This is a genomic window from Saccharothrix sp. 6-C (assembly GCF_016695385.1).
GTDB classification, from domain to species: Bacteria; Actinomycetota; Actinomycetes; order Mycobacteriales; family Pseudonocardiaceae; genus Actinosynnema; species Actinosynnema texasense.
In genome coordinates this window covers 8611886-8634152 of sequence record NZ_CP064192.1, presented here as the reverse complement: position 1 = coordinate 8634152, position 22267 = coordinate 8611886, and the positions used below count along the sequence as shown (strand labels likewise).

Below are 22267 nucleotides of genomic sequence, written 5' to 3'. Positions count from 1 at the left end.
TGACCGCGGTCACCGAGCCACCTAACTTGACTCAATGGAACGTCGCCGGATCGCCCTCGTCGCCGCCGGTGTGGTGCTGTTCGCCGGGGTGATCACCGTGTTGCGGACCACCGGGGTCGGCGAACCCGTCGCCGCGACCACCACCTCCACGCCGCCTCCCACGTCGCTGGCCCCGTACGCCGCCGAAGGCGTCCTGGTGCCGACGCCCGGACCGCCCCCGGAGTCGCCGCGCGAGGTGCACGTGTCGTCCGGACCGCGTCGGTTGCAGCTGCGGTGGACCGGTGACGCGCCCGGCTACGAGGTGCGGTGGGGAGCGGTCGGCCGGCTCGACCACTCCAGGCTGGTCACCGACCGGGTGATGCAGATCGACGGGCTCGAGGACGAGCAGATGCAAGAGGTCGCGGTGTACGCCGTCGACTCCTTCGGGCAGCGCTCCTCGCCCGCGAGGTCCACCGGGACGCCGCACGCGCGACCGGCCGGCGACTACGCCCTGGAGGACCGGTTCGACCAGCCGGACGCGCCCGACCCGACCCGGTGGCGGTTGGCGTCGCGCGGCAACTGCGCGCGGGCCACGCCCGGCCAGGACGACGACGGACGGCGGCTGGTGCTCAGCAGCAACTGCGCGGCGGCTCCGGCGACGTTGCGGTCGCGCACGCCGTTCGTGCTGCGCGAAGCCGACGAGCTGGGCCGGTTCGTGGTGGAGACCGACGCGCCCGGCGGTGACGGCGAGCTGGTGCTCGACCTCGTGCCGGGGCCGGTGTCGCTGGTCAGCGGCGACGCGTTGCCGCCGGACGCGGTGCGGCTGCGGGTCGCGACGAGCGCGGGCGCGACGTCCGTGCAGGTGCTCGTGGCCGCCGGGACGCCGACCACCGCGGTGCGCGCGGTGCCCGCGTTGGAGACCGGGCTGAGCCACCGGTGGGAGCTGGCGCTGCGGCGTGACGGCGTGCGGGTGCTGCTCGACGGCGACGTGGTCGCGACCAGTCCGGCGGTGCCCTCGTGGCGCGAGGCGACGGCGCTGGTGTCGGTGGCCGGGCCGACCGGGCAGCGCGCGGCGGTCAGCCTGATCGCGTTCGACGCGGCGGAGGCCGCCACGCCGCCGTGGGTGCCGGGACCGGAGGTCGAGGTGTCGGTGGCGGTCGAGGCGGCGGCGACGGAGCCGACGCGGGCGTTGCCGGGCGTGACGGGCGGGCAGCTGCGGATGGCGTTGCTGCACACCGACGCGTCACCGGAGGCGCCGTCGTTCAGCGTGTCCGCGGGCGGGGTGGTGGCGCCGCTGCGGCCCGCGTCTGCCGGTGCGCCGTGGCGGGCCGGTGTGGCGTACCCGGTGGTGGCGGACCTGCCGGCGGAGGCGTTGCGGGTCGGGGCGTCGGGCAGGCTCGCGGTCACGCTCGTGACCGGCCTGCGGGTGCAGGCCACGCACGTGGACCTGGAGCTGAGCGGGTCGTTCTCGGGCACGCCGCCGACCACGGCGAAGGCCCCGCTGATCGGGCGGGAACCGGAACTGGCGCGGGTCGACGGCCGGGTGCTCGACGCGAGCGGCCAGACCGTGCCGGAGGGCGCGGCGGTGCAGCGCGGGCGGATGGTGTTCGACCTGGCGCTCGAAGGGCGGACGGGGGTGCGGTTGGCGGGGCTGGCCGGGTTCTCCGTGCGGGTGGACGACGACCGGGTGGCCGTGGTGCCGACCGCGTCCGGCGGGCCCGGTGTCGCCGGGAAGTACCGGTTCGCGCTGAACACCACCGGCCTGTCCCCCGGGCCGCACATGATCGAGGTCCGGCTGTTCGCCACCTCCGGTGAGACCCGCCCCACCTCGGCTTACATCCCGTTCTTCGTCGGCCGGTGAGAAGATGGGGCGCATGTCGCGCCCCCTCATCCTCGACGCCGCCCGCACCCCGTTCGGCCGCTACCGAGGCGGGCTGTCCGGGGTGCGCGTGGACGACCTGGCCGCGCTGCCCATCGTGGAGCTGCTGCGCCGGCACCCCTCCCTCGACCCCGCGTCGATCGACGACGTGCTGCTGGGCAACACCAACGGCGCGGGCGAGGAGAACCGCAACATCGGCCGGATGGCCGCGCTGCTGGCCGGGCTGCCGACGTCGGTGCCGGGAGTGGCGATCAACCGGCTCTGCGCGTCGGGCGGTGAGGCGATCGTGCAGGCGGCGCGGGCGTTGGCGCTCGGTGACGCGTCGCTGCTCGTGGCCGGCGGGGTGGAGGGGATGACGCGGGCCCCGTTCGTCGTGCCGCGGCCGGACAAGCCGTTCGCCGACCGGTTGGAGTCGGTGTCGACGGCGCTCGGGTGGCGGCTGGTGAACCCGCGGATGAAGGCCGAGTGGACCGTGCCGCTGGGACGTGCGGCGGAGGACGTCGCGGTGTCGTTGGGCATCACGCGGGAGCAGATGGACCTGTTCGCGCTGCGGTCGCACCGGCGGGCTTCGGCGGCCTGGGACGCGGGCGTGCACGACGGGTTCGCGTTCCCCGTGCAGCTGCGGGACGCCGCGCCGGTGCGGCGGGACGAGTCCGTGCGGCCGGAGACGTCGGCGGACAAGCTGGGGAAGCTGAAGTCGGCGTTCTCGGAGAGCGGGCCGGTGACGGCGGGCAACTCGTCGCCGTTGAACGACGGCGCGGCGGCGCTGCTGATGGGGTCGGAGGAGGTCGCGACCTCGCTGGGGGTCACCCCGCTGGGTGAGTTCCTCGGCTCGGCCGTGACCGCCGAGGACCCGCAGCGGTTCACCCTGGCCCCGGTGTCGGCGATCCGGAAGCTGCTGGGTCGGTTGGCGATCGAGTCGGCGCAGGTCGACCTGTGGGAGATCAACGAGGCGTTCGCGGCGATGGCCCTGTCGGTGCTGCACCACCTGCCGGAAGTGGACCGGGAGAAGGTCAACGTGCACGGTGGCGCGATCGCGTACGGCCACCCGCTGGGCGCCTCGTTCCCGCGCGTGGTCGTGGACCTGTGCCGGCACTTGCGCGCGCGTGGGGGCGGCCTGGGCGTGGCGGCGGCCTGCGTGGGCGTGGGCCAGGGCATGGCGATCGCCGTCCGGGTGTGAGATCGCCTGATCGAGCGACAGCGCCGCTGCCGGCGGCTTGCTGGGCCCGGTCACGGCCGAGGTCGCTCGACCGAGGAAGTGAGCCCTGGTAGGCCCGTCGGACGGCGGGAGCCGGGGCTTACGGGAGGCAAGCGATTGCTCGCCCGATCGAGCGAACGCGCTGGCCGCCGTCGATCGAGGGGCTTCGCGCTGTCCGGGGGCCGGTCGGGCCGGGGGTCAGATCCGGTAGGCGATGCGGGGGTAGTCGACGACCAGGCCCGTTCGGTCCACGGTGATGTCCTGTTCGAACTCGCCGTGGGTGAAGGAGACGACCGCGCGGTCCTCGCCGATCGAGACCGTGCGGTAGCGCTGGCGGACCAGTTGGACCGACAGGTCGGGCAGGGTCACGTAGACGACCGGGATCTCGTGGTCGCCTTCCTCCTGCTGGAGGTTGAGGCGGCGGATCGGGATGGCGTTGAACAGGACCGCGAACTGCACGTCCACGTCCACCGCGCCGTCGAAGTCCGCCCGCTCCGCGCCCTGGCCGGAGTCGACCAGCCAGATGCCCTCGGGTGACCGGCTGACCGAGATCTGCCGCTCCTCCGACACCGTGGCGGTCCGCAGCAGCAGCCGCTTCACCGCGCCGGTCTCGCCGACCGACACCTCGAACGAGCCGCTGAACTGCTCGGCCGGACCGGCGGTCACCAGTCGGCCCGAGGCGCGGAGCTTGCGCTCCGAGAGCAGGAACCGCACCTGCTCCAGCCTGGGCACGTCGTAGCCCTGCCAGGTCACCATCTGCGCGGCGGCGGAACGGGTGCTCTCCCCGGACGGGGTCGCCCGCTCAGCCGTGTTGAACGAGTTCACTCTCCACCCGGAAGGATGTCCTTGGCCTTCTCGGCCACCGTTTTGACCAGCTCTTCGTGGCCGAACCTGCCTGCGACGAACTCGGCGGCCTGGTCGATGCCCGCATCGACCTTCTCGTGGTTCTGCTCGAGCAGCTCGGACGCCTTGTTCTTGATCTCGTCGAAGTTCATCGTGCTCCTTCGCACTCCTGACGCAGGCTACCCGAATCGACCGCGCGGCCCCAGCGGCAAACGGTACCTCCGGGCTCCGCCGACCGCCGCCGCGCACCGAAACGGCCCCCCGGGAGTCCCGGGGGGCCGTTCCGACGGATCAAGATCAGGCAGTGCGCTTGCGACGCAGGAACAACAGCGCCCCGGCGCCCGCGCCCAGCAGGCCGATGCCGATCAGCAGCGGCACGAAGATGGACGCGCCGGTGTTGGCCAGGTCGTCGTCACTGCCGCCGCCGGCCGGGACCGTGGTGCTGGTGACCGGCGCCTCGGCCGTGGTGGTGGTCGTCGGCGCGGTGGTCGTGGTGGCCTCGGTCGTCGTGGTCACGACGGTGCCCTCGACCCACTTCGCCTTCGCCTTCGCCTTGACCGGGAAGACCTCGGACTTGGCGATGATCAGCGACTGCGTCTTCAGGTTGCGGTCGCTGGACACGAACAGCCGGCCGCTGCGCAGCTTGGCGCCGGCCGTGACGGTGAACTCGACCTCGCCGGGCTCGACGCCCGCGTCGACCTTCACCCACACCTCGGCGACGTTCGACGTGGCCGCCGCGGCGGCGCGGGCGTTCGGGTCGGCGACGGGCAGCGCGTTGCCGTTCGCGTCGACGACCGTGACACCGTCGGGCAGCTCGGCGGTCAGGACCGCCTCGGTGGCCGTGGTGGAGACGGTGAACGGGCCGATCTTCTCGCCCGCCTTGCCGGTCAGCTCGCCCGGCTCGATGGACAGGGTCGGCTTGGGCTCGGCCAGGTCCTCGGCCTTGGTGGTGAGGTACTCGTAGACCTTGAAGACGAGGTCGTCGACCGTGCCGCCGTGGACGTCCTCCTCCTCGGTGGTGGAGTCGTTCTCACGCAGGTCCACGCCGTCGCTGAAGTGCCACACGGCGGCCTGGGTCGCGGCGATCAGGATGCTGCGCTTGTTCTCGGGGTCCAGGCCGTACAGCTCGTAGGCGTCCTTCACCTCGATCGCCGGGTAGCTGTTCTGCAGCACCCAGTTGACCTTGGCGGCGTTCTCCTTGAACTTGGTGTCCGGGTTGGGGTGCTCGCCCCACGGCACCTCGACCAGCGGCTGGCCGTCCTGCAGCGGGGTCGGCAGCTCGACGCAGTACGCCTTGGCGGTCTGCGAGTCGTCGCCTTCCTGGAGACGGAGGCCGATGAGGCTGGCGTTGAAAGCCTGGATGCCCTCCTTGTCCTCGTCGTTGTCCAGGACCTTGCCGTCGCGCTCCAGGTAGATGCCCATGCCGGGCTCGTTCGCGCCGTCGTAGGGCTCGACCTTCGGCTTGTCGGCGGCCGCGGGAAGGGCCGACATCAACACGAGGCCGGCGCCGAGGATCGCAGCGCCGAGGCGCTTCACAGTCGACCGGGATGCCATTTGTCTCCTTGAGGCTCGCGAGGGTAGCCCGTTGGTGTGGTTCAAGGCGGCGGTCCGTGTCGTCCGGGGAGCTACTCGGCAGAGCGCTCCGACACCGAAACGACAGGAATCAGCCGAACAGTAGCCGATTGCGAGCACGTGATCGAGGACGGGTGACACCGCCGGCAGGACCACCCACCAGCAGCGAATACCGAGGTCATCCGTCCACAATGGATGATCAAGCGCATTCGACGGCGCGTCGACAGTGGACGTCGGACGCCTGTTTCGACGGCCCGCGAAACGGGCGCGGATTACCGAAGTGCCGACGTTCCCGCAGCTCAGCCGGTCCACAGTGGATTGCACGTAATACCCGCCGACCTGCTTTCGACGCCACACCGTTGCCAAACGGTGATCTAGGCGACCAGGGCGGACGGCGCGACCGGGCGGATGTCCCCGACCCGCAGCGACGTGCCGGGCAGGCACAGGTCGCGCGCGGTCGGCGGCTGACCGGTCAGCATCCACTTCACCAGCGACGCCAGCTGGTAGGAGATCAACGGCGGCACGGCGTCGCCCACGTGCCGGTAGGCGTTGCCGATCACCGACACGTCGAACCGGAACCGGCGCGGGAAGCCCTGGAGCAGCGCCATCTCCCGCACCGTGCACAACCGGTGCTGCTCCGGGTGCGAGTAGCGCCCGTTGCCGACGTGCCCGCACTCCCGCTTGATCGTGCGCGCCGGCTCGTCCCACCACAGCCGGCCGTACACGTCCGGGTGGGAACCCCACTTGCCCTCTTCGATGATCTTGCGCTGGGCCGGGTTCAGCAGCTGCTCCGAGGGCGAGCCGACCAGGTCGCCCCACGACCCGCCGTCGGCCGGGATGGCCCGCATCCGGTCCAGCGACCGGTCGCGGCGGAACGACGGCGACACGTGCATCTCGTCCTCGGGGTGCGACTCGCCCGCCTCCACCGGCGGCAGCTTGCCGATCGCCCGCCGCACGGTCACCGCGCCGGGCCGCACCTCCCAGCCCTGCCACAGGTCTTCGAGGGTGCGCAGCGGCACGCCGGCGTCCACCGCCACCACCATCGCCCGCTCGCGCAGCTGCGGCAGCCCGAAGCGCGACAGCATGTGCGTGCTCGCGTCCACTTCGTACCCGAGTTCCAGCAGCAGCTCGGCCAGCCCGTCCAGGTGGTGCCGCTGCCTGCCCTTCACCAGCTCGCGGGCGTTCTCCAGGACCAGCACCCGCGGCCGGAACTCGTCCACGTAGGCCGCGACCCGGCCGACCAGCGAGTTGCGCGGGTCGTCACGCAGGTGGTTGGCCGGCGCGATGCGGGTGAAGCCCGAGCACGGCGGGCAGGCCACGAGCACGTCCAGCTCGCCGCGGCGGAGGTTCCACACCTGCCGCAGCACGGCCGGGTCGAGCCGGCCCAGGTCGACCTGGAGCGGATCGACGCCGATGTTGTCCCGGTAGATCCCGTTGCAGCGCAACGAGCCCAGCCGGGACGACGGCTTGCCGATCTGCGCGTCGGCCGCGCCGACGATGGTGAAGTCCCGGTGCGCTTGGAAGCCGAGGCTCATGCCACCGGCGCCGGAGAACAGGTCGACGACTTTGAAGGTGGGTCCGCGCACCGCGTGATCGTACGGTGGGCGCACCACCCACAGGCGAGTGATCCCACCGGTACCGATCACCGTGATCGCGTACGTTGCGCGCCATGGAGCTCCCACCTGCGTGGCAACGGCCGGATCCGTTGCGTGGACTGGAGGACATGCCCTGGTCGGTGCTCGCCCACGGGGCGGGCGTGGACGACCTGCTCCGACGCGTGGTGCACGACGAGGGCGCCACGCGTGAGGCCGCGTGCCGCGCGCTCGTCGACCGGCTGCTCGTCGACGACACGGTGTCGGAGGCGAGCGTGTGGGCCGTGCCCTTCCTGGTGGAGATGGGCGCGAGCTACCGGGTGCCCGCGGACAGCCGCGATCGGGTGATCTTCCTGCTGGCCGCGATGGCGTTGGCGAGCGCCGGTTTCACCGACGAGGGCAAGCGGACCCGCCGGCGCTGGAACGCGCTGGGGCGCGAGCTGCCGCGCCGGCCGCCGGACTGGATCACGCAGACCCGGTACGAGGTGGCCAAGGGCGCGCCGAAGGTGTTCGAGGCGCTGGCGGGCGCGGAGGTGGCCTGCTCGATGGCGCTGGCCATCGCGGTGCCCGAGACCGTGCCGAGGCACGTGGTGGCGGTGGCCGAGGACCTGGCCTCCGCCGACCGCTCGCCGCGGCTGCTCGCCCTGGCGGCCCGGGTCGCGCTGCACCTCGTGAGCGACGCGCCGATCACGCCGGCGCTGCTGCGCGCCACCGCGCAGTGCAACCCGGAGCTGCTGCGCGCCTACCGGGACAAGGCGTACCCGCACCACCAGCCGCCGTACGTGACCATGCAGCTGATGGGGTACCGGTACGCCTTCCTCGCCGCCTACGGCGACGGCGAGGAGGGCGTGACGATCAGGCCGTGACGGCGGTCGGCTCCACGACCGCGGCGGCGGCCTCGTCGTCGGCGACCGGCACGGCCGGTTCCAGCGGGCCGAGCGCGGTGCCCCACTCCTGGTCGGCCAGGGCGAACGCGGCCACGGTCAGCGCCACCACCGGGCGGGCCGGCGGCAGCTCGGCGGCGTAGAAGTCGAGCTCCAGCCGCGCGCCGAGCGGGGACGGGCGCAGGCGCAGCACGCCGTGCGGCGCCTCCTCGGGGTGCGCGAACCGGCACGACCACTCGGTGAACACGATCGAGCGTTCCACGACCTCGGTCGGGTGGACCGCGCGGACGTTCGCGCCGACCGAGCCGTGCCGGTAGTCGTCCGCGGCGGAGACCAGCAGCTCCTCGAACTCGATGGACGAGACGCCGAGGTCGTGCCCGGCCACCAGCGCGACCTGCACGAGCGCCAGCGGCAGCTGCGGCAGGGCGTCCTCGAAGCACACCATCGCGCCGCCGTAGCGGGTGTTGATCTCGGTGGGCAGGAAGCCGTCGGCGGTGGCGATGCCGTCGAGGGTGAACGTGCCGCGGTAGTCGACCGACTCGCGCAGCCGCTCGCCGACCCGGCGGGCCAGGTTGCGCATCTCCTCGCGGATCCGCGCGGGCGGGTCGTAGTAGGACGCGCAGCCCGCGTAGAGGAACCGGGCCTGGCCCGCGCGGCGCGGCACGACCATCTCGATCGGCCGCAGCACGGCGGTGCCGTCCGGGAACACGATCCCGTGCACGCTCACCGGGATGCCCTCCAGGAACGGCATCACCCGGACGAACTCGCACTTGGCCGCGAGCACGTCGTAGGCGTCCTGCGCCTCCTGCCGGTCGCGGACGCGGCGGACGAAGTTCGCGCCGCCGTTGATCGCCGGGCCGTCGCCGGACCAGACGACGCCCGCGCCGCGGTCCAGGCGCTGGGTCGCCGCCCACAGGCCGTCGAAGTCGAGGCCGAGGACGACGGCGGGCGCGCGGGGCGCGGACAGCTCGTCCCACAGGCCGTCGATCGTCGTCTTGTTCTCCAGCTCCACCCATTCGGGGCGGCGGGCGTTGAGCACGGGACGGCCCGCGAACCGCGGCGTGTGCACGTACGGCGTGCTGATCACCAGCGCCTCGCCGCGCGGGTCGAAGTCCTCCAGCACGGCGCGGACCTCGCGGTCGGGCGAGGTGAGCAGCTTGGTGAGCCGGTTCTGCTCGACCGCGACGAAGCCGCCCGCGATGCCGAGCGGCACCCAGCGGGCCACTTCCGAGTCGTGCAGCGGCGCGTGGTCGTCCGTCGACAGCACGAGCGTATGGCGGGCGCCGAGCTGGTGGAGCTCGGCGACGCGACTACTCAACCGAGTGCCGCCCGCGAGCACGACCAACCGGTCGCCGAACAGGGTGCCGAGGCGCGCTTGAAGCGCGGAAAGGACGTCATCCATCGCCGAGAACTCGCTTTATGAGAAGCAGACGAGACAGCCGGCGAGCGCCGGTGCCACGCACTGTAGAGGCAGGCGGCGGGATCGGCCCAGCACGGTCCGGCAACGAGCGATGAAACTTGCCGATGGGATCAGGGGCGGGTGCGCGAGATCATCGAGCGGCGTGTCGAAGTACCTGGTCAACCCGGTTCAGGAAGGCGCGCGGTCCCCGGGCCTTGGGGAACGGGAGCAGCAGGCCCAGCAGCGTGTCGTCCACCGACGGAGGCGCGGCGGCCACGATCGCGGCGGCGGTCTCCAGGAACCGCCGGCGCTTGGCCTCGTGCACGGCGTGCTCGGCAAGAACGCCCTCGATGCTCGTGTGCGTGGCGGGATGCGGGTAACTCACTTGGGTTGTATCGGCCCCACCGGTCCCTACCTTTAGGGTGAATTTGCACCGAGTTCAAGAACGCGAACCGCGCCGTGGACGTGCTGGGATGTCGCCATGCGCGTAGTCGTCACCGGGTCCACCGGGTACATCGGACGGGTGGTCTCGGCGGAGTTGTCCGCCGCCGGCCACACACCTATCCCCTTTTCGGGTGATGTCCGGGTCGGGTCGTTCGACGGGCCGGTGGACGCGGTCGTGCACCTGGCGGGCCTCGGGCGGGTGCGCGAGTCGTTCGGCGACCCCGTGCGGTTCTACGACGTGAACGTGGGCGGCACGGTCAACCTGCTGCGCTCGCCGCCGCCGCGGTTCGTGCTGGCGTCCACGGCCGGCGTGTACGGGTCGGCCGGTGTCGCGACGATCGACGAGTCCTGCCCGCGTGCGCCGGGCAGTCCCTACGCCGCTTCCAAGGCCGCCGCCGAGGACGTGCTGGCGTGGGCCGCCGAGGCCGGCCGGGTGAGCGGGGTGGCGCTGCGGCTGTTCAACGTCGCCGGCGGCGGGGACGTGGACGACACGCGCGTGATCACGAAGGCGTGCGGGGTGGCGGCCGGGCGGCTGCCGTCGATGGAGGTGTTCGGCGACGGGTCGGCGGTGCGGGACTTCGTGCACGTGCGCGACGTGGCGCGGGCGTTCGTGGCGGCGGTGGAGCGCGACGGTGACGGTTACGTGGCGCTGAACGTGGGCGCGACGCCGGCGAGCGTGGCCGACGTGCTGGCCTCGGTGGCCCGGGTGACGGGCCGGGAGGTGCCGGTCGTGCGGCGGCCCGCGCACCCCGGCGAGGCGCCCGTGCTGCGCGCGGACACGACCGCTCTGCGCGCGTCGGGCTGGGCGCCGGCCTGCTCGGACCTCGACACCCTGGTCCGCGACCAGTGGGCGGCCGAGCGCTCGCACCGGGCCTGACCGGTCAGGCGCCGGAGTCGTCCTCCCACAGCAGCCAGTGCCTCGACTCGCCGCCGAGCACGGCGTGCTCCACCTCCTCGATCACCCTGCGCCGCAGCTCCGCCACGGCCGCCACCAGGTCCGCTTCCTCCCGCACGAGGTCGGACAGCGACTCCGGCTCCGGCTCCGCGTCCGGCTCCGGCTCCGGCTCCGCGTCCGGCTCGGGCTCGGGCTCGGGCTCGGGCTCCGGCTCCGGCATCGGGTTCAGCTCGGGCTCGACCCTCGGCGCCGGTATCGCCTCCGGCTCCGCGGTCCGCGTCATGGCCGAACCGCTGTCACGCGGCGACTCCGAGCCCTCGGTCCGGGACCGGAGGATCGCGTCCAGTTCCTCGGCCCGGCGCAGGAACTCCTCGGCCAGCGAGTTGTTGGCGCGCGTGTACACCTCGGCCGAGTGCGCCCGGCCGGCCGGGTTGTCGGCGTACACCGCCCACAGGTGCCGCAACTCGTGGACGTAGCTGTTGTGCCCTTCGACCCGGCGGACCACCTCGCCGTGCACGTCCGCCACCGACCGCCAGTTCTCGGCCAACCGGTCACGCGCTGCGCTGTAGCCCTCCCCCGCCACGCCGCGCCAGTGGGTCGGGTTCAGCGCTCGGAGTCGTTCCTCCCCGTCGGTGAACTGCTCGCCCTGCGCCCGCGTCGCCTCGACGAACTTGCGCATCCAGTCGGGATCGCCGGGCGCCCGGTCGAGCGACTCCGGCTCGCTGGACGCGGGTGGGAGCGGGTCGTCGTCCTCCGGCCCCTGCGGCTGGTCATCGTCGAACACCGAGTCCTCCCGCATCACCGTCGATCCGCCGGAGCACGGCGTCCACCCGCTCATCGGCATGGCGGTACTCGACTCCGGACGCCGCCACCCCCGCCGCCACGCTCTCGGCGTCGCTACACAGGCGCTCCATCACCGCCCGCAGGCTTGCCTGGTAGCGCGTCACCGCAGCGCGCAGCGGATCGGGCTCGCGCAGGCGGTCCACGTCGAGTTCGTACTTCCACACCGGGGCGTCGCGCACGTCGCCACCGATCTCGCGGAGGTCGTGCGCCAACCGCTCCAGCTCCAGCAGGTCCACCGAGAAGCCGCTGTTCACGCCCCGCTCCTGTCCGACGCCAGCAGCGCCACCTGGTCCGGCCTCCAGTACCCCTTGTCGGCATCACCGGTGAACGGGTTGACCAGCAACCCGAGGTCCTTCCCCCTCGCCAGCACGCCGAGCAGCCGCGCCCCGCCGCCGACCGCGGGGTGCCCCAGTCGCCGGCCCGTCGTCCGCCAGTAGTCGGCGAGCAGATCGGGCCGGGTGAAAGCGCAGACCAATTCCCTCTTGTCACTCGTGCGCACCGTCACGACACAGGGACCGAGGACCTCGAAGTGCAGGCGCAGGGAAGCCAGTCGTCGTTCGATGCCCCGGCGTTCGCCGAGGTTGTAGTCCCTGAGCCCTTCCTCCACGAGCACGGCGTCGAGTTCGACGTTCGCCTCGGGGGCGATGCCGAGCGCGTGCCGACGCTCCTCCTCCTCACGCGCGGAGATCTCGTCCTCGGTCAGCGGGACGGGTGGGTGCGCGTCCCAGTACTCCTCGATCAGAACGCCCAGTCCGAAGGTGAGCTTCGAGGTGGTGCCCTTGGCCACCTTGACGAAAGGCGTGCCGTCGGCCGCCCGGAGATCCGCCTTGGCGAACTCGCCGAGGCGACCTCCCTGGGTGAGCCGGTTGAGCTCGCGATCGGCGGGCGTGTTGAAGACGTACCGCAGGAGCATGCGCAGGTAGTCGTCCTGACCGGCTACGGCGTCGATGGCCCTCTCCACCTGGACCAGCACCTTGGCCCGGACCCTCGCCCCACTGTCACCGGGGGCGACGTGCAGCGCTCGACCCAGCTCGGACTTCCCGACGTCGACCAGCGACGGATCGCGCACACCCAAGCCCGTCCGGAGGTCCTTCACACTGAATTCCGACACCAGAACTCCTCGAAAGGGCGGGGAGACCGACTGGCCGTGGACACTAGCGTGCCTTCTACCCGTTATCGAACCAGATCAATCACCCGGATCGCCACTCGCACCACCGGCCGGCATTCCGCAGATCTGCGGAATGCCGGCCGGCCGTCGACGCACTTCCTGGAAATTTCCGCGCAACCCGAAATTTCCGCGAAATTTCTGCGGAACCCGTTCACCAAGAGCGCGATTTCCGGGCAATTTCCGCTGACCTGAAAAAATCCCGGCCAGATCATCGGAGAATGCTTGCCGAACCACCCCCGCATCCTCTTAATGAAGAAAAGGAACTACCGAGGAGCATCCGTGAGAAGACGTCGAGAGCCCCGTGACTGGCCGTCCCTGCTGCACCGGATCGCCTCCGACTGGCGAGCGCAGGTCCGATTGCTCACGTTCCTGCTCGCGCTCCTGCTGGCCCTCGCCATCACCCTGCGCGGTCTGGGGGAGGTCACGGTCCACATCGGCCCCTTCGGCGTCGAGCACCGGCCACTGCCGGTGCTCACCGCCGCTTCGGCACCGTGACGCGGTCCAGGTCGGCGGCCACGACGAGGTCGCCGGCGAACACCTCGGCGGCCTCGTCGCGGAACAGCCGGGGGTCGGTGTAGCGCTGCGAGAAGTGGGTGAGGACGAGCTTGCGCACGCCGCACTCGGCCGCGACCCGGGCCGCCTGACGGGCCGTGAGGTGGCCGTACTCGACCGCCAGCGCCTCGTCCACGTGCAGGAACGTCGACTCGATGACCAGCATGTCGGCCCCGTCGGCCAGCTCGAACACGCCGTCGCACAGCCGGGTGTCCATGACGAAGGCGAACCGCTGGCCCCGGCGCGGCACGCTGACCTCGTCCAGCAGCGGCGGTCGGAGGTCGCGGACCGCGCGGCCCCGGATGCCGTGGGCGGCCAGCCGTTCGGGGATCATCGTGCGGCCGTCCGGCTCGACCAGGCGGTAGCCGTAGGCGGGCAGCGTGTGGTCCAGCCGCCGCGCCTCCAGCAGGCCGAACGGCCCCTCGGCGAGCACGCCCGGCCCGGTGACCGGCTGCGCGCGGACGTCCGCCACGTCGTGGAACGAGCTGGCGTGCCGCAGCCGGTCGAAGTACTCCGCGCCCTCGGCGGGGAAGTGCGCGTGCACGGTGTGCGGCACCCGGTCGAGCGACATGCGCTGCACCACGCCCGGCAGGCCGAGGCAGTGGTCGCCGTGGAAGTGGGTGATGAAGAGCCTGGTGACGTCGGTGACCGCGACGCCCGCGCGCGCCATCTGCCGCTGCGTGCCGTCGCCCGGGTCGAACAGGAAGCCCTCGGCGTCCCAGCGCAGCAGGTAGCCGTTGTGGTTGCGGCCGCGGGTCGGCACCTGGCTCGCGGTGCCGAGCACGACCAGCTCTCGTGGTGACACGTGGCAGAGTCTGCGGCATGGAGAGCTTGCAGGCGGTGTCGTCGTGGCCGGTGGACACCGCGGCGACGGCCGTGGTCGACGCGCGGGGTGAGGTGCTCGGCACGCACGGGCCGCTCGACCACCGGTTCCCGCTGGCCTCGGTGACCAAGCTGCTGACGTCGTACGCGGTGCTGGTGGCGGTGGAGGAGGGCGCGGTCGAGTGGGACCAGCCGGCCGGGCCCGAGGGGTCGACGGTGAAGCACCTGATCGCGCACACGTCCGGGTTGGCGTTCGACTCGGCCGACGTCCAAGCCGCGCCGGGCGCCAGGCGGATCTACTCCAACACGGGTTTCCAGGTGCTCGCGGACTGCGTCGCGGAGGCGACCGGCATCCCGTTCGCGCGGTACCTGGCGGAGGCGGTGTTCGAGCCGCTGGGCATGGCGTCGTCGGCGCTGGAGGGCTCGGCGGGCGCGGGCGCGGTGTCGACGGCGGCCGACCTGGTCCGGTTCGCCGCGGAGGTGCAGGCGCCGAAGCTGGTGTCGGCCGAGCAGGTCGCGGAGGCGACGGCGGTGGTGTTCCCGGGGCTGCGCGGCGTGCTGCCCGGGTTCGGGTCGCAGCAGCACAACGACTGGGGGCTCGGGTTCGAGATCCGGGCGGACAAGTCGCCGCACTGGACCGGCACGGCCAGCTCGCCGCGGACGTTCGGGCACTTCGGGCAGAGCGGCACGTTCCTGTGGGTCGACCCGGACGCCGGTGTCGCGTGCGTGGCGCTGACCGACCGCAAGTTCGGCGAGTGGGCCGCGACGGCGTGGCCCGCGTTCACCGACGGGGTGCTGGCGGAGTTGGGGCGCACCCGGAGCTGACGTCAGCCACCGCAAGCGAATGCTCGATCTGCGCAAGTCGTTGACAGATTCATGAAAAGACTCGCCAGACTCTTGTGAGGCACGCCACAGCGTGCCTAAGGTCGCCTCCCCCGGCCTTGAGAGAAACGAGTCGTCGATGTTGCGGATATCCGCCAGGTTCGGCGTGGTCGTCGCGGTGACGGCGGCGGGGCTCGCAGTGCCCGCCGCCGACGCCGCGCCCGCGCCCGTCGTCACCCGGGCCGCGCTGGACCCCGCGCTCGTCGCGGGCCGGGGCGCGGACGTGGCGTTCGTCGAGCAGGAAGCGGAGAACGCCACCACGACCGGCACGGTCATCGGGCCCGACCGGACGGCGTACACGCTGCCGTCCGAGGCGTCCGGCCGCAAGGCGGTCCGGCTCGAGCCCGGCCGGCACGTCGAGTTCACCCTGCCGAAGGCCGCCAACGCGATCACCGTCCGCTACAGCATCCCGGACGCCCCGAACGGCGGCGGCATCACCGCGCCGCTGGACGTGACGGTGAACGGCGGACACCGCAAGACGATGACGCTCACCTCGCAGTACGCGTGGCTCTACAACCAGTACCCCTTCACCAACGACCCGAACGCCGGCCTGCTGCACCCGGACTGGTGGATCACCGAGTGCGCCTGCGTGCCGTCCCAGACCACGCCCGCGCCGGTCATCCGCACACCGTTCCGCCCCAGCCACTTCTACGACGAGCAGCGCCTCAAGCTCGGCCGCACCTACCGCGCCGGCGACCGCGTCCGCCTCACCGCCCCCGCCGGCACCAACGCCGCGTGGACGGTGATCGACCTGCTGGACTCCGAGCTGGTCGCGCCGCCGCACGTCAACCCGGTCGCGGCGAACGTGCTGCTGTTCGGCGCGGACCCGACCGGCCGGCGCGACTCGGCCGACGCCTTCGACCGCGCCATCGCCTTCGCCAGGCGCCACCGGCTCCCGGTGCACATCCCGCCGGGCACGTTCCAGGTCAACCGGCACATCGTCGTGGACGACGTGACCATCGAGGGCGCCGGCAACTGGCACACCGTCATCAAGGGCCGTGAAGTCGCCCTCCCGACGCCCGCGCCGGACGGCTCCGTCCACACCGGAGTCGGCTTCTACGGCAAGCCCGCCGCCGAGGGCGGCAGCCGCAACGTCCACCTGCGCGGGTTCGCCATCGAGGGCGACGTGCGCGAGCGCGTCGACACCGACCAGGTCAACGGGATCGGCGGTGCCCTCAGCGACTCCACCATCCGCGGCCTGCACCTGCGCCACACCAAGGTGGGCCTGTGGTTCGACGGTCCGATGTCGAACGTCTCGGTCACCGACAACATCGTGGTCGACCAGGTCGCGGACGCGCTGAACTTCCACACCGGTGTCACGGATTCCCTGGTGCGCAACAACTTCATCCGCAACACCGGTGACGACGGCCTGGCCATGTGGTCGGAGCACCAGCAGGACGCGCGCAACCGCTTCGAGCGCAACACCGTGCAATCACCCGTGCTGGCCAACGGCATCGCGCTGTACGGCGGCACGGACAACGCCCTGGTGGGCAACCTGGTCGCCGACCCGGTGCGCGAGGGCAGCGGCATCCAGCTCGGGTCGCGGTTCGGCGCGCAGCCGTTCACCGGGCAGGTCCTGATCACCGACAACACCACCGTCCGGGCCGGCACGCACGAGCTGAACTGGAACATCGGGCTCGGCGCGATCTGGTTCTACGCGTTGGAGCGGGACATCGACGCGGACGTGCGCGTGGTGGGCAACCACTTCCTGGACAACACCTACAACGCGATCATGCTGGTGAGCGAGTGGTCGGTGAAGGACCTCCACTCGATCACCAACGTGCACTTCGAAGACGTCCGCGTCGACGGCACGGGCACCTCGGTGCTGAGCGCCCGGGCGGCCGGTTCGGCGACGTTCGAGAACGTGGACGCGCGCAACGTCGGCGCGGTGCCGGTGAACAACTGCGGCTCGTTCAACTTCCCGGCCACCGGCTCGGAGTTCGCGCTGACCGACGGCGGCGGCAACGACGGCTGGCTCGCGCCGTGGCTGCTGCCGAACACGATCACGTGCGACGACCGTCCCCAGGTCGTCCCGCCGCCCGCGCCGTCGCAGTGGTGACGGGTTAGAGAGCGACGACGGCGTGGCCGCGCACCCGGCCACGCCGCACGTCCTCGATCGCGGTGGCGGCTTCGGCCAACGGGTACGTGCGGTCCAGCACGGGCGTCACCGCGCCGGCTTCGATCAGCTCGCGCAGCAGCACCAGGTCGTCGAGGCGGTCCTTGTGCACCAGCGGTCGCGCCTTGATCCCGAGGAACGGGGCCGCGAGCGGCACCCGCAGCCACCGGTCGACGCCCATGAACCACCGCCCGCCCGTGCCGCCGACGAGCGCGACCGTCCCACCCGGCTTCACCAGCCGTTTGAGGGTGCGCAGCGACGGGTTGCCGTAGAGGTCGACCACCACGTCGAAGCCGGTCGCGGTCACCGGCCCGGCCGCGTAGTCGAGCACGTGGTCCGCGCCGATCCCCGCGACCAGGTCCGCCTTCGCCGCGCTGCACACCCCGGTCACCTCGGCGCCGTAGTGCTTGGCGAGCTGCACCGCGTACACCCCGACGCACCCCGAAGCGCCCAGCACCAGCACCTTCTGCCCGGCGCGCACCCGTCCGGCGTCCCGGACCGCCTGCAACGCGGTGAACCCGGCGATCGGCACGGCCGCCGCCTGCTCCGGCGTGAGGTTCGCGGGCTTGGCCGTCACCTGGCCCTCCGGCACGGCGGCGTACTCGCAGAACGCGCCGGAGCACCAGCCGAAGACCTCGTCGCCCACCGCGGTGGTGGACACGCCGGCGCCGACCGCCTCGACCGTGCCCGCCAGCTCCAGGCCGGGCACCCGGTTGCGCGGCCGCCGCAGCCCGACCACCGGCCGGGCCGCGTAGGGCAGGCCGCGCAGGAGGTGCCAGTCGGAGCCGGAGACCGCGGCGGCGTGGACGCGCACCAGCACCTCGCCGTCCCGCACCGGGGGCTTGTCGATGTCGTCGAGCCGCAACACTTCCTCGGGGACGCCGTACGCGTCCTGGGTGATCGCTCTCATGAGTCGTCCTCCGGGTACTGGAACACGTCGCCGAGCGGGACCGCGAAGACCCGGGCGATCTGGAAGGCCATCTCCAGCGAGGGCGAGTAGCGGCCCTGCTCGATGGCGATGACGGTCTGGCGCGTGACGTCGAGGCGGCGGGCCAGCTCGGCCTGCGTCATCTCGCCGTGCGCGAAGCGCAGCGCGCGGATCGAGTTGGTGATCCTGGTCGGCTTGCCCACTCAGAACCCCCGGCGGTACGCGACGAGCTTGACCGCGGCCCCGAACACGGCCCAGGCGTTGAAGACGGCGTAGATCGCGTTGGCGATCCAGAAGTGCGGCGCCTCGGCCAGCGCCAGCACGAGCGGCAGCACCATGCCGACGCCGAGCACGACGACGGCCACGTGCTCGCCGAACCGGTCGATGTCCCGGTCCCGGGCGTCGGCCTTGTGGCTCTCGCTGGGCTTGGCGATCTCCAGCGCGATCCGGCCGACCACGGCCAGCCCCACCGCGATCCCGATGGCCCACAACATGGGCGACAGGTACGGCACCTCGGCCACCGGTCCGTCACCGGCACGTCTCATGACGACCACGACGTACCCGACGTAGGTCAGCGCGCTGACCACCAGGTACACCCAGGTCCCCTTCTCCTCGTACGACATCGCACACCCTCCCGGTGTAAAAGAAACTTGACATCGTCAGTGTCAGCTCTGTTTGACTCAATGTCAAGCATCTTTGACATGGACGGGTGTTCACCACCCGTCGGCGAACCCGTCCGGGATGAACACCCCGGTTGTCACGCCGACCGAGGAAAGCTCACGGCAGGTGGGGTGCGGTGCCGGCGCGCGGGTCGGGCACGGCGTCGGCGCGCAGGCGGGCGGCGTCGCGGCCGGGCGGTTCGCCGAACAGGCGGCGGTACTCGCGGTTGAACTGCGACGGGCTGTCGTAGCCGACGAGGTGGCCGACGCCGGTGACGTCACCGGGCCGCGCGGCGAGCAGCGACCGCGCCTCTTGGAGCCGGATGCGCTTCTGGAACTGCACCGGGCTCATCGCCGTGATCGCGCGGAAGTGCCGGTGGAAGGCCGACGGGCTCATCCCCGCCAGCCTCGCGAGGTCGGCGACGCGCACCGGTTCGGCGTAGTTGTCGCGGAGCCACCGGATCGCGCGGTTGACGTGCGACAGGCCGCTGTCCGCCAAGCCGATCTGCCGGAGCACACCGCCGTCCGGACCGGTCAGCACGCGCCAGAGGATCTCCCGCTCGACGAGCGGCGCGAGCACGGGCACGTCCGCCGGGTGGTCGAGCAGGCGCAGCAACCGGGCCACGGCGTCGAGCAGGTCGACGTCGGCCACGCCGGTCGCCATCGCGGGCGGCCCGGCGCCGACGCGGGTGCGCGGCGTCTCGAGCACGAGCGGGGCGATGGCGGACGGGCGCAGCACCAGGCCGACGCCCGACGACGGCGCGTCGAGGTAGTGGCCGGTGACCGGCAGGTCGGCCGTGACGAGCAGGTAGTGGCCGGCGCGGTACTCGTGCACCTGGTCGCCGAGCAGGAGGCGCTTGCCGCCCTGCGCCATCACCACCAGCAGCGGCTCGGTGAGCGAGTAGTCCGGCGCGGCGGAGTCGACGCGGGACAGCAGCAGGCCGTCGATGCGCGTCCGCAGGTCGGGGCGTGCGTGGGTGGTGATCAAGCGGCGGATCTCGGTGAGCAGGTCGGCGGTGGCGCGCACCGGCCAACCGAAGCACCCCGGCCGGTCGTCGGCAAGCCCGACCCGGGTGAAGTCGGCAGGATCGTGCAAGAGGACGAGCGGATCGGCCTACCTCGCCGGACCAGCGCGCGATGGGATTGGGAAGTCCCGGAAACACTCTCCCCGAGGAGCGCGACATGCCACTGGACCACTACGTCACCCTGGGCCGTTCCGGACTGCGCGTCAGCCCCTTCGCGCTCGGCGCGATGACGTTCGGCGAGGACGCCGGAGGCGCCGGGTGCGACGTCGAGGAGTCGGAACGCATCCTCGGCGCCTACCTCGACCGCGGCGGCAACTTCGTCGACACCGCCAACTTCTACACCAACGGGCACTCGGAGAAGATCCTCGGCGACTACTTCGCGGCCCGCCCCGGACGCCGCGACCGGGTGGTGCTGGCGTCGAAGTTCTTCGCCAACATGTTCCCCGGCGACCCGAACGGCGGCGGCGCCGGCCGCGGGTCGATCGTGCACCAGCTGCACGACACCCTGCGGCGTCTGCGGACCGACTACCTGGACGTCTACTGGCTGCACAACTGGGACCGCAACACCCCGGTCGAGGAGACCATGCGGACGTTGGACGACCTGGTGCGCGCGGGCAAGGTCCGTTACGTCGGGTTCTCCAACACGCCTGCCTGGGTGACGGCCCAGGCGCAGACCACGGCGCTGCTGCGCGGCTGGACCCCGTTGATCGCCTTGCAGGTCGAGTACTCGCTGCTGGCCCGAACCGCGGAAGCCGAACTCGCGCCGCTCGCGCTCGACCAAGGACTGGCGCTGGTGCCGTGGAGCCCGCTGAAGAACGGCTTCCTGTCCGGCAAGTACCGCCGGGGTGCGGCGGTCGACTCGGCGCGTGCGGCGTTCGTCGGCGGTCCGAGCGAGGACGAGTACGAGGTCATCGACTCGGTGCGGGCGGTCGCGGACTCGCTCGGCACGTCCAGCGCGGCGGTCGCGCTGGCGTGGCTGCGGGCACGTCCGGGCACCGTCGTCCCGATCCTCGGCGCCCGCCGCCTCGCGCACCTGGAGGACAACCTGGCGGGCCTGGACGTCACCCTCGACCCGACCCACCTGCGCGCACTGGACGAGGTCTCCGTACCGACCCTGCCCTACCCCGCCGCCCTCAACGGCCCGGTCCGCGCGATGCTCCAGTTCGCCGGCACCACGGTCGACGGCGAACCGTCCACCACCTACCCGCCGCTGGCGCAGAGCGACACCCGGTACTGACCGGACGGGTTTCCGCCTAACGCGACACGAGTGCGTGGCGATGACCTTCGCGGAACGGTTGCATCGTCGTGGGGGGGAACATGCGGACGGACGCACAGCGGGGCGCGTGGTTGATGCTCGCCGTCGGAGACGACCGGCCGCGGCGCAGCAACGACGGCTACGACGACTCGCCGGCGGCCCACTACAGCTGGGACAGCTCGGTCCCGAACCACCAGCTGCCGCAGGCGGGTGACGTGATCGTGCTGTGGGACAAGAAGGTCCTGCTGGGTGCCTCGGTGATCGAGGAAGTCGTCGTCGGCGAGGAGGAGAAGGCCCTCCACCGCTGTCCGCACTGCGGCAAGGCCGGTATCAAGCTGCGCAAGACCGAGACCCCCGCCTACCGGTGCTCGAAGTGCACCGGCACCTTCGAGGAGTCGGAGGTGGTGACCACCGGGAAAGTCGTCACCACCTACCGGTCGCACCACGACATCGCCTGGGTGGACCTCACCGGCGAGCTGACCGGTGACCGGTTGCGGGGGCTGTGCACGCTGCCGAAGTCGCAGCTCAGCATCCGTCAACTCGACTACCCGAGGTTCCAGGAGGCGGTTCGGGCCGCGCCCGGCCGACCGTCCCTGTCACCGGTCGAGGCCGCCTTGGCGACCACGCTGGAAGGCGGCCACACCACGGCGGTCGTGCGGGTCCGGCGAGGGCAGGGAGCCTTCCGCCGCCTGCTCCTGGAGAAGTACGACGACACGTGCGCGTTCACCGGCCGCACCCCGCACTCCGCACTCGAGGCGGCTCACCTGAACAGCTTCGCCGCCGACGGTCAGCACAACGACCAGGGCGGACTCCTGCTCCGCCGCGACGTGCACCGCCTCTTCGACCTCGGTCACCTCGCCGTGCACCCTCAGGACCACACCATCGCCGTCTCCGAAACCATCCGCGACTACCCCGAGTACCACCGCCTCCAAGGCGAGAAGCTGCACGTGGAACTCACCGAACGCCAACAAGCCTGGATCGCGAAGCACTGGACCATGCACCGCACCTGAACCACCGATACCGCTCGCCGACCGTGCCGTCGGCAATCACCCGGCCTTTGCTCCTACCAAGCCATTCCCGGCGTTCGAGGCTTTGCGTCAAGCCGGACGGCAGCGGGATCTTTCGGCGCGGTTCGATCAGTGTGATGACTGGCACACGCATCGAGGTGGTCGAAAGGTGAGGTGCGATCACACAACACGCAGAGGCCCCACCGAAGATTCTCGGTGGGGCCTCTGAGCTGGTGCGCTCGGCAGGATTCGAACCTGCAACCTTCTGATCCGTAGAGGCGAGAAGGTCGGCCCGCACGGTCCACTTGGTCCGTTCGCGCTGGTG

24 protein-coding genes are annotated in these 22267 nt (G+C 71.8%); 9 read left to right on the top strand and 15 right to left on the bottom strand.

What is annotated here, in order from left to right; translation table 11 throughout:
* The first annotated feature begins 34 nt into the window (after positions 1–34).
* Both IOD16_RS37800 and IOD16_RS37795 read left to right on the top strand, forming a co-directional pair.
* The gene (locus IOD16_RS37800) at positions 35–1840 is read left to right on the top strand and encodes a hypothetical protein (RefSeq protein WP_201438142.1); all 1806 of its coding nucleotides are present in this window, start codon (positions 35–37) and stop codon (positions 1838–1840) included.
* A 13-nt stretch (positions 1841–1853) separates the two neighbouring features.
* Complete coding sequence (locus IOD16_RS37795) at positions 1854–3038, top strand: thiolase family protein (protein ID WP_123744660.1); 1185 nt, start codon at positions 1854–1856, stop codon at positions 3036–3038.
* Between the two features lie 216 nt (positions 3039–3254).
* On the opposite strand, the gene IOD16_RS37790 is transcribed toward IOD16_RS37795, so the two are convergent.
* The 4 genes from IOD16_RS37790 to IOD16_RS37775 all read right to left on the bottom strand — a co-directional run bounded on the left by IOD16_RS37790 (position 3255) and on the right by IOD16_RS37775 (position 7057).
* Complete coding sequence (locus IOD16_RS37790; RefSeq protein WP_201438141.1) at positions 3255–3881, bottom strand: putative glycolipid-binding domain-containing protein; 627 nt, start codon at positions 3879–3881, stop codon at positions 3255–3257.
* Positions 3878–4051 (bottom strand): antitoxin, encoded by a 174-nt coding sequence (locus IOD16_RS37785; RefSeq protein WP_201438140.1) that lies wholly within the window; start codon positions 4049–4051, stop codon positions 3878–3880. The genes IOD16_RS37790 and IOD16_RS37785 overlap by 4 nt, the downstream gene beginning before the upstream one ends.
* A 145-nt stretch (positions 4052–4196) precedes the next feature.
* Positions 4197–5390, bottom strand: a complete 1194-nt coding sequence (locus tag IOD16_RS37780; RefSeq protein WP_201438139.1) for a thioester domain-containing protein — start codon at positions 5388–5390, stop codon at positions 4197–4199.
* A 455-nt stretch (positions 5391–5845) separates the two neighbouring features.
* Complete coding sequence (locus tag IOD16_RS37775) at positions 5846–7057, bottom strand: DNA cytosine methyltransferase (protein WP_123748202.1); 1212 nt, start codon at positions 7055–7057, stop codon at positions 5846–5848.
* Positions 7058–7140: 83 nt separating this feature from the next.
* On the opposite strand from IOD16_RS37775, the gene IOD16_RS37770 reads away from it, so the two are divergent.
* Complete coding sequence (locus IOD16_RS37770; RefSeq protein ID WP_123744664.1) at positions 7141–7929, top strand: hypothetical protein; 789 nt, start codon at positions 7141–7143, stop codon at positions 7927–7929.
* On the opposite strand, the gene IOD16_RS37765 is transcribed toward IOD16_RS37770, so the two are convergent.
* Both IOD16_RS37765 and IOD16_RS37760 read right to left on the bottom strand, forming a co-directional pair.
* Positions 7919–9349, bottom strand: a complete 1431-nt coding sequence (locus tag IOD16_RS37765) for a hypothetical protein (RefSeq protein WP_123744665.1) — start codon at positions 9347–9349, stop codon at positions 7919–7921. The two genes, IOD16_RS37770 and IOD16_RS37765, sit on opposite strands and share 11 nt — an antisense overlap.
* Positions 9350–9497: 148 nt before the next feature.
* Entirely contained in the window at positions 9498–9731 is a 234-nt protein-coding gene (locus tag IOD16_RS37760; RefSeq protein WP_201438138.1) for a hypothetical protein, read from the bottom strand.
* 96 nt (positions 9732–9827) lie between these two features.
* On the opposite strand from IOD16_RS37760, the gene IOD16_RS37755 reads away from it, so the two are divergent.
* Entirely contained in the window at positions 9828–10667 is an 840-nt protein-coding gene (locus IOD16_RS37755) for an NAD-dependent epimerase/dehydratase family protein (protein WP_201438137.1), read from the top strand.
* A 4-nt stretch (positions 10668–10671) separates the two neighbouring features.
* Here IOD16_RS37755 and IOD16_RS37750 read toward each other — a convergent pair whose 3' ends face one another.
* From IOD16_RS37750 to IOD16_RS37735, 4 genes are all read right to left on the bottom strand, one after another.
* Positions 10672–11469: a hypothetical protein gene (locus IOD16_RS37750; RefSeq protein WP_201438136.1), complete on the bottom strand. Its 798-nt coding sequence runs from the start codon at positions 11467–11469 to the stop codon at positions 10672–10674.
* Positions 11456–11782, bottom strand: coding sequence for a hypothetical protein (locus IOD16_RS37745; protein WP_201438135.1), 327 nt, complete (start codon positions 11780–11782; stop codon positions 11456–11458). Before IOD16_RS37745 ends, IOD16_RS37750 begins: the two co-directional genes overlap by 14 nt.
* Complete coding sequence (locus tag IOD16_RS37740) at positions 11779–12639, bottom strand: hypothetical protein (RefSeq protein ID WP_201438134.1); 861 nt, start codon at positions 12637–12639, stop codon at positions 11779–11781. The genes IOD16_RS37745 and IOD16_RS37740 overlap by 4 nt, the downstream gene beginning before the upstream one ends.
* 75 nt (positions 12640–12714) lie before the next feature.
* Positions 12715–12930 carry a hypothetical protein gene (locus tag IOD16_RS37735; protein ID WP_201438133.1) on the bottom strand — a complete coding sequence of 72 codons (216 nt, stop codon included), beginning with the start codon at positions 12928–12930 and terminating at the stop codon, positions 12715–12717.
* Between the two features lie 45 nt (positions 12931–12975).
* Between IOD16_RS37735 and IOD16_RS37730 the strand changes: the two genes are divergently transcribed.
* A complete protein-coding gene (locus IOD16_RS37730) occupies positions 12976–13191 on the top strand; it encodes a hypothetical protein (RefSeq protein WP_201438132.1) in 216 nt (71 codons plus the stop codon).
* Here the strand turns inward: IOD16_RS37730 and IOD16_RS37725 are convergent.
* Positions 13169–14053, bottom strand: coding sequence for a ribonuclease Z (locus IOD16_RS37725; RefSeq protein ID WP_201438131.1), 885 nt, complete (start codon positions 14051–14053; stop codon positions 13169–13171). The genes IOD16_RS37730 and IOD16_RS37725 overlap by 23 nt on opposite strands.
* A 17-nt stretch (positions 14054–14070) precedes the next feature.
* On the opposite strand from IOD16_RS37725, the gene IOD16_RS37720 reads away from it, so the two are divergent.
* Together IOD16_RS37720 and IOD16_RS37715 are read left to right on the top strand one after the other, a co-directional pair.
* Positions 14071–14895, top strand: a complete 825-nt coding sequence (locus tag IOD16_RS37720; RefSeq protein WP_201438130.1) for a serine hydrolase domain-containing protein — start codon at positions 14071–14073, stop codon at positions 14893–14895.
* Between the two features lie 136 nt (positions 14896–15031).
* Positions 15032–17011 (top strand): glycosyl hydrolase family 28-related protein, encoded by a 1980-nt coding sequence (locus tag IOD16_RS37715; protein WP_201438129.1) that lies wholly within the window; start codon positions 15032–15034, stop codon positions 17009–17011.
* 4 nt (positions 17012–17015) lie between these two features.
* Here IOD16_RS37715 and IOD16_RS37710 read toward each other — a convergent pair whose 3' ends face one another.
* The 4 genes from IOD16_RS37710 to IOD16_RS37695 form a co-directional block, all read right to left on the bottom strand.
* Positions 17016–17978, bottom strand: coding sequence for an NAD(P)-dependent alcohol dehydrogenase (locus tag IOD16_RS37710; protein ID WP_201438128.1), 963 nt, complete (start codon positions 17976–17978; stop codon positions 17016–17018).
* A complete protein-coding gene (locus IOD16_RS37705; RefSeq protein WP_123744672.1) occupies positions 17975–18199 on the bottom strand; it encodes a helix-turn-helix transcriptional regulator in 225 nt (74 codons plus the stop codon). The genes IOD16_RS37710 and IOD16_RS37705 overlap by 4 nt, the downstream gene beginning before the upstream one ends.
* Entirely contained in the window at positions 18200–18619 is a 420-nt protein-coding gene (locus tag IOD16_RS37700) for a hypothetical protein (protein WP_201438127.1), read from the bottom strand. It lies immediately after the preceding gene.
* Between the two features lie 154 nt (positions 18620–18773).
* On the bottom strand, positions 18774–19664 hold the full coding sequence (locus IOD16_RS37695) for an AraC family transcriptional regulator (protein ID WP_201441739.1): 891 nt from the start codon (positions 19662–19664) through the stop codon (positions 18774–18776).
* Between the two features lie 173 nt (positions 19665–19837).
* On the opposite strand from IOD16_RS37695, the gene IOD16_RS37690 reads away from it, so the two are divergent.
* Both IOD16_RS37690 and IOD16_RS37685 read left to right on the top strand, forming a co-directional pair.
* Positions 19838–20917, top strand: a complete 1080-nt coding sequence (locus IOD16_RS37690; RefSeq protein ID WP_201438126.1) for an aldo/keto reductase — start codon at positions 19838–19840, stop codon at positions 20915–20917.
* Between the two features lie 80 nt (positions 20918–20997).
* Complete coding sequence (locus tag IOD16_RS37685; protein WP_201438125.1) at positions 20998–21945, top strand: HNH endonuclease signature motif containing protein; 948 nt, start codon at positions 20998–21000, stop codon at positions 21943–21945.
* Positions 21946–22267: the final 322 nt, after the last annotated feature.